Annotated in this window: 4 protein-coding genes; all 4 read right to left on the bottom strand. The window is 67.8% G+C overall.

Annotated features, from left to right (window positions below; genetic code table 11):
• The coding region (locus LLH23_07430; protein ID MCE5238310.1) for a hypothetical protein at positions 1-1136 on the bottom strand (1136 nt) is incomplete at its 3' end.
• 1 nt (position 1137) lies between these two features.
• A complete protein-coding gene (locus LLH23_07425; GenBank protein ID MCE5238309.1) occupies positions 1138-1605 on the bottom strand; it encodes a GNAT family N-acetyltransferase in 468 nt (155 codons plus the stop codon).
• A 56-nt stretch (positions 1606-1661) separates the two neighbouring features.
• Positions 1662-3944, bottom strand: coding sequence for a serine/threonine-protein kinase (locus LLH23_07420; GenBank protein MCE5238308.1), 2283 nt, complete (start codon positions 3942-3944; stop codon positions 1662-1664).
• Positions 3945-4042: 98 nt separating this feature from the next.
• Positions 4043-6082, bottom strand: coding sequence for an adenylate/guanylate cyclase domain-containing protein (locus LLH23_07415; protein MCE5238307.1), 2040 nt, complete (start codon positions 6080-6082; stop codon positions 4043-4045).
• Positions 6083-6091: the final 9 nt, after the last annotated feature.

Below are 6091 nucleotides of genomic sequence, written 5' to 3'. Positions count from 1 at the left end.
GCGAGGGGCTGCGGCGGCCGGTAGCTGTAGCTGCCATCGCCCTGCAGGGCGAACGTCACAGGGGCGCCGTCGAGCCAGGTGCGCAGGCTCTCTGCGGCCACACCGACCCCGGCGTCATCCAGTCGGAAGCGCAGGGCAGCGGGAGACGTCGCGACGCGAGTGGGTCCGTAGTCAGCCAACTGCGGCGCTGCCACGTCCACGCCCTGGAACTGGTCCTGCCGCACGATCTGCTTGCCGGCGGTGAGGGTGACACTGCGGACAGTGGGGGAGAGGGCCGGGGCCGCAGTGCTCAACCCGACGACGTAGCGCACCTGCGCCACGTCCGCCGGGAGCGGCAGCTTCTGTCCGCTCTTGACCAGCGGCGTCCCGATGGGCTGCCACGTACTGCCCCCCCTCGCCTGTCCTTCGAGGCGAACGCGGATCGACGTCTGCGCCGGGGTGTTGGCCTGCCAGTCCACCGTCACGGCAGTCGCCCCGTGGATCGCGACCGGTCCGGAAGTCCACTCGCCCTCGCTCTCGAAGGTCGGCTGCCTGCCCTGGCCAAGCAGTTGCAGATCGTCTATGGCGACATACTCGCCCGGCCCGATGTTCGGGCTGTCCCACCCCATGCGCACCACGGCGACCGCAGCGTCGGCAGGCACCGGGCCTGTGGCTTCGATCACGTGCCAGGTTTCATTCAGGCCGCCCCACGAAATGGGGATGCTGCCGACTACGGCCCCATCGGCCTGGCGGAACTCCACGCACGAGAAGTAGCTGTCCTTGTGGGGGGTCGTGTTGGTGAGGCTGCGGTTGGTGCGCAGCCACAGGCGCAGGCGCACGGTCGTGAGGCCCTCGACCGAGACTGGGGGTGCAATCAGCTCCCAGGCGGTATCTACCTGCTTGACATGGGTGAGCCACAGGGCCGCGGCGCCACCGTGGGCCTGGTTGACGGTCTCAAGCTTCAGGTTGCCTTCGTAGTTCTTGACTTCCCAGGTCTGGGGCATGGACTCGAAGCCCTGCTCCAGCAGGCAGCGCCAGGTCCTCGCAAGGGTAGCCTGACCGCCCTCGCACTCCACGTTCCGGGCCGCGGCGAAGTAGCTGGCGGCCATCAGCGGCCCGCACAACAGCAAACCACAGACAGCGAACATACGCGACATGCTACGCCTCCTGTTCATCCTCCCGCAGGTCGCGGGCATAGACCAGGTGCCCCGTGAAGTGGAGCCCCCGTGACTCGTAGAACTTCCAGGCGGAATCGTTGTCCTCCTGCACCTGCAGTTCGACGCGGCAGTACCCGCGTTTCCGTGCTTCCTGGACCATCAGCTCAAGGAGTTCGGTACCGACGCCCTGCCCGCGGGCCTCGGGCACGACATAGAAGTCCTCAATGGTGCCGTAGGGGGCAGCCTGCCAGGTGCTGTAGGCGTCGCAGAGCACGACGGTGCCGACGACCTCGTCGCCCTGCTGTGCGACGGCGTAGCGAACCTGGCTCGGGTGGGCCAGGGCGTACTCAAAGGCGGTGCCGAGGCGGCTTTCGTCGGGTTCGACGCCGTGCTGGCGCGCGAGTTCCCCCACCATGGCGGCAATGGCCTTGCGGTCCCAGCGTGTGGCCCAACGCACGAGCAGAGACATGTCAGTCCTCCTGAGAAAGCGGCGGGGAACAGGCACGCCGGTACAGAGCAGCGGCCCTACGTGGCGCGGAAGCAGTAGAGATTGCCGTCATTGGCGCCGACGAACAGCTTGCTGCCGGAGATGGCCGGCGAGGTCGCGATCTCCCCACCGGTAGGATACTCCCACATGAGCACCCCCATCTCGGCCTCGACTGCGTTGAGCTTGCCGTCGTGGGAGCCGAAGTAGACGGTGCGGCCGCTGACGGCGGGGGAGGAGTCCACCCAGTCGCCGGCGGTGAAGTGCCAGCGCCGGGCGCCGGAATCCGCGGCGAGCGCATAGAGGTTGCGGTCGCGCGACCCGATGTACACGAGATCCTGCCAGGCGGCCGGGGACCCATGGATGGGCCCGGCAGTGGCGAACTCCCACACCCGCCGCCCTGACTGGTAGTCCAGGCAGTACAGCCGCTGATCGGCGGAGCCGACATACACGCGCCCGCGATGGAACAGCGGAGTCGAGCTGATCTCACCGGCACTCATGAACTCCCACGCGAGCCGCCCGTCCGTCTGGTTCAGCGCGTAGAGGCGGTTGTCGCCCGAGCCGAAGTGGATGCGTCCCTCCCAGATCAGCGGGGAGGAGTAGATGCCCATCTCAGCCCGGAACATCCACATGCGCTGGCCGCTCTGGGCGTGCAGCGCGACCATGGTGCCGTCTTCGGTGCCGAAGTAGACGGCGTTCTGCCAGGCCGCCGGGCTGCACGTGATCGGCGCCCCCGCGATGAAGTCCCATACCGACCTGCCGGTGCGTGGATCGAGGGCAGCGACCCAGTTGTGGCTGGCGACGATGAGCAGGTTGCCACCCAGGATGGCGGGCGTGAGCAGGATATCGTGGGGCGTGTCATGCTCCCAAATCAGCTCGCCGCGCTCCGCGGTCAGCGCGACGAGACGGCCCTGCTGCGCCGGCCGGTTCTCGTGGCCCGCGCTGTAGACGACGCCATTGGCGACCACCGGAGAGGCGAGGATCCACTCGCCGACGCGGTACTGCCAGCGGCGCTGCAAGGGCGGGACGACAACCTCCGGCGTGTAGCCGGTGCGCGTGATGTTGCCGCGGAACATCGGCCAGTTATAGCTGCGGCCCGAGGCACGGGGCTTGCGCCGCGCCAGCTCCACCACGGCCTCGTCGAGAGCCTGCCGGGCCGCGACATGGCCGGGCGCGAGGGCCTGGGCCTGGCGGAGCACGTTCACGGCCCGTTGCAGGTCCCCTCGGTCGCTCCACGAGCGGGCGGTCTGCAGCAGCACCTGCACCGCTTCCTCTTCGGGGGATGCTTCCTCGGCAGCGGTCTCGAGCGCGGGGGCAGGGGCGGCGTCCTCGGTGCTAGGCGTCTCGGGTGGGTAGCCCGTGTGCTCGAAGGTGTTGGCGCAGATCGGGCAGGTGGCGAGGGGGCGGGTGGTCAGATAGGCACACGCCCGGCAGCGCCACACGTCCTTGCGGCCCGAATGCGCTGCGGCGACCAGCTCCTGGACGCCTCGCAACGCCGCCTCGATCTCCTCGAAGCTCTGGAAGCGGTCGCTCCGCTGCTTGGCCAGGCAGCGCATGATCAGCTCGTCCAGGTCTGCCGGGATGCCACCTGTAAGCTGGCTGGGCCGGGCCGGCTCCTGGTTCATGATGCTACGCACGAGCTGGGCCACGTTCTGCCCGTGGTGCGGCGGACGCCCCGTGAGGGCCGTGTAGAAGGCAGCGCCGAAGGCATAGACGTCCGACGTGCGGTCGGCCGAGGAGGCGTCCAGGAGCTGCTCAGGCGGCATGTACAGGTACGTGCCCAGGCCAACGCCCACGTCGCTGTGCTCGCCCGACATGCCCTGGGCTTTCGCCAGGCCGAAGTCGGTGATCTTGACGACAGCCTCGCGGGTGAGCATGAGGTTGGCGGGCTTGAGGTCGCGGTGGACTACGCCTTCCTGGGCAGGGCCGACCCGCGCGCGGTGCACGAAGATCATGCCCGCGCAGGCCTGCTGCATGAAGAGCACGGCCTGGGGCGGGAAGAGCCGATGTTCGGTCTCGATGAGCGACTGGAGGTTGGTGCCCTCGACGTACTCGAGGAAGAGGAACGGCTGGCCCTCGATCTCGCGGTAGATGATGGCCTCGACGATGTTCTCGTGGCGGCCGAGGTTCATCCACGTGCGGGCCTCGGCCGAGAAGCGGCTGACGGCCGCGCGGTCCTCGAGCAGCGCCTCCTTCAGCGTCTTGACGGCGAAGCGACGCTGGGAGAACTCGTCCAGCACGATGTAGACAATGCCCATCCCACCGACGTGCTTCTCGGTGACACAGTACTGCCCGTCAATCTTGTCGCGCAGCTCGAACTCCACGACGGCCTCCAACGACAGGAACAGAGCGCAGGAAAGAGAGATACTGGCTTCAGCACGCGGGAGAAGGGACTAGCCCCCCTGCTCCCCAGGCGCGACCATTATACAGCATCATGCTCCGTCTGTGCATGCGTCGGCACGGCAATTGGCGTCCCCACTGGCCCCCATTGCCCCCGCAGCGCTTCCTGCTTGTAGTCCAGCACGTGCCAGACGCGCACCGCCTGCTGGAAGCCCGGAATAGGCACCAGTCCCAGGTCCTGGGCCTCGATCATCTCGGCGACTGCCTGATACGTGCCATCGCTGATGAGAATGCGGCAGCCCAGCGCCTTGCACAGGGCCTGCAGGCGCGAGGCCAGATTGACCGTCTGCCCGATGACCGTGTACTGCATGCGGGCAGTTCCGGAGCCCACCTCCGACCCGACGTAGCCTACCACCGCCTGGCCGGTGGCGATGCCGATGCCGGCCGACACGTCGGGGACCTGGAGGTACTCCCACTCGGCCTGGTTGGCGCTGATGCGCCGCTGCATGTCTATGGCGGTCATCACGGCGCGCCGCGCGTGGTCGGGCTGGGCCACGGGCGCGTTGTAGAACACCATGATTTCGTCGCCCATATACTTGTCCAGGGTTCCCTCGTGCTCCCAGATCACCTCGTGCATAAGCCCGAAATAGCGGTTCAGGAAGGCAACGGTGTCCTCCGGGGCAAGGGCCTCGGCAGTGGCCGTGAAATGACGCAGGTCGGCGAAGAGCACACTGGTGTCGCGCCGCTCGCCCCGCAATGTCATCTGGGCTTCCTGTTCCACCAGCCGCCCGACCAGTTGCGGGGGCACGAAGTAGCGCAAGATGGTCTGGACCTGGTGCCGTCGCTTCTCCTCGATGAGCAGACGCAGCACGACAATGATGAGGAGGCTGCCCAGCATCGCCAGCGTGGGGTTCACGATGTCCACGAGCACACGGTGCCGCGTGAACAGGACGATGCCGACCCAGGGGTAGGCTACCAGGACGGCCAACGCCAGCGGCGTCATCGCCGCCGTCCGCAGGCGGGGCAGGAGCATGCCGAACAGGACGATGAGCCCTGCCAACAGCAGCGCCGTCAGCAGCGGCGAGGGTTGCCGGATGAAGCGGTTGGCGAGCATCGCCTCGATGGCGCTGGCCTCGGCCTCGACACCGTTATAGACCGTGGCGAACGGGCTGGCGCGCAGATCGTAGATGCCCGGGGCCGTCACGCCGATGAGCACGATCCCGTTGCGGAACGCCTCCCGGTTGGCCTCGTCCGACCGCTTCAGCACGTCGGCGACGCTGACATACTCGAAGGTGTGGTCCGGCCCGATGAAGTCAATGAGCAGACGTCCGTGCATGTCCAGGGGGAGGTGACGTTGGCCACCCAGGCTAATCCCGCGGCCCGGGGTCATGACGACGTCGGCTGGCTTCACCTGCAGCAGATCGGCCGTCAGCGCCAGAGCAACCGACGGGTAGACCTTGCCCTGGTAGGTGATCAACGGCACGAGGTGGCGGTAGATGCCGTCGCCGCTGTCGAGGACATTCGCCACGCCGAAGCCGCGCGCCGCGCGAGCGATGTCGGGGAGGGGCAGCGTGACCGCCTCCGGCGCGATGAGCTGGGCCACCACCGCCAGCCCGCTGCCGCGCTTGACCTGCGCGTCATTCCAGGCCAGAGCCGCCACGTCAGGGGGCACTGTGGGGCCCGAGCCGGAGGCCGGGTGGTAGATGAACCCGGCGTGATACACGTTGCCGCCCGCGCGGGTCGCCCGCACCAGTTCGGCGTCCGAGGCGGGACCGTCGGCCGAGGTGTCGTGCTCGGTGAAGAAGACATCAAAGACGATGCGCTCGGGCCGCGCACGGTTGATCTTGTCCACGAGCCGTGCGAAGGTCTTCCGGGGCCAGGGCCAGCGCCCCAGGGCACGGATGCTGTCTTCATCCACGGCGACGATGGTGATCTTGTGGTCGGTCTGGTTCGGGGCAAGAGGGCCGCGAAGCTGGAAGCGCCAGTCTACCGTGCGCCACTCAAAGCGGTCGAGCAGCGTGCCGGCAGGCCAGAAGTACAGCCCCATCACGAACAGGCACCAGGCCGTCACTCCCAGGAGGCTCAAACGCTGGAATTGCCCACTGCCGCCGTTGTGGCCCATGTCCTCTCC

It is taken from the genome of bacterium, from assembly GCA_021372615.1.
Lineage (GTDB): Bacteria > Armatimonadota > Zipacnadia > Zipacnadales > UBA11051 > JAJFUB01.
Note: the sequence above shows the minus strand (reverse complement) of the source record. Positions and strands in the feature narration are given on the sequence as shown.

Coding starts and splice junctions, on each gene's coding strand:
- LLH23_07425 (MCE5238309.1), bottom strand. CDS start 1,605: ATGTCTCTGCTCGTGCGTTGGGCCACACGCTGGGACCGCAAGGCCATT.
- LLH23_07415 (MCE5238307.1), bottom strand. CDS start 6,082: ATGGGCCACAACGGCGGCAGTGGGCAATTCCAGCGTTTGAGCCTCCTG.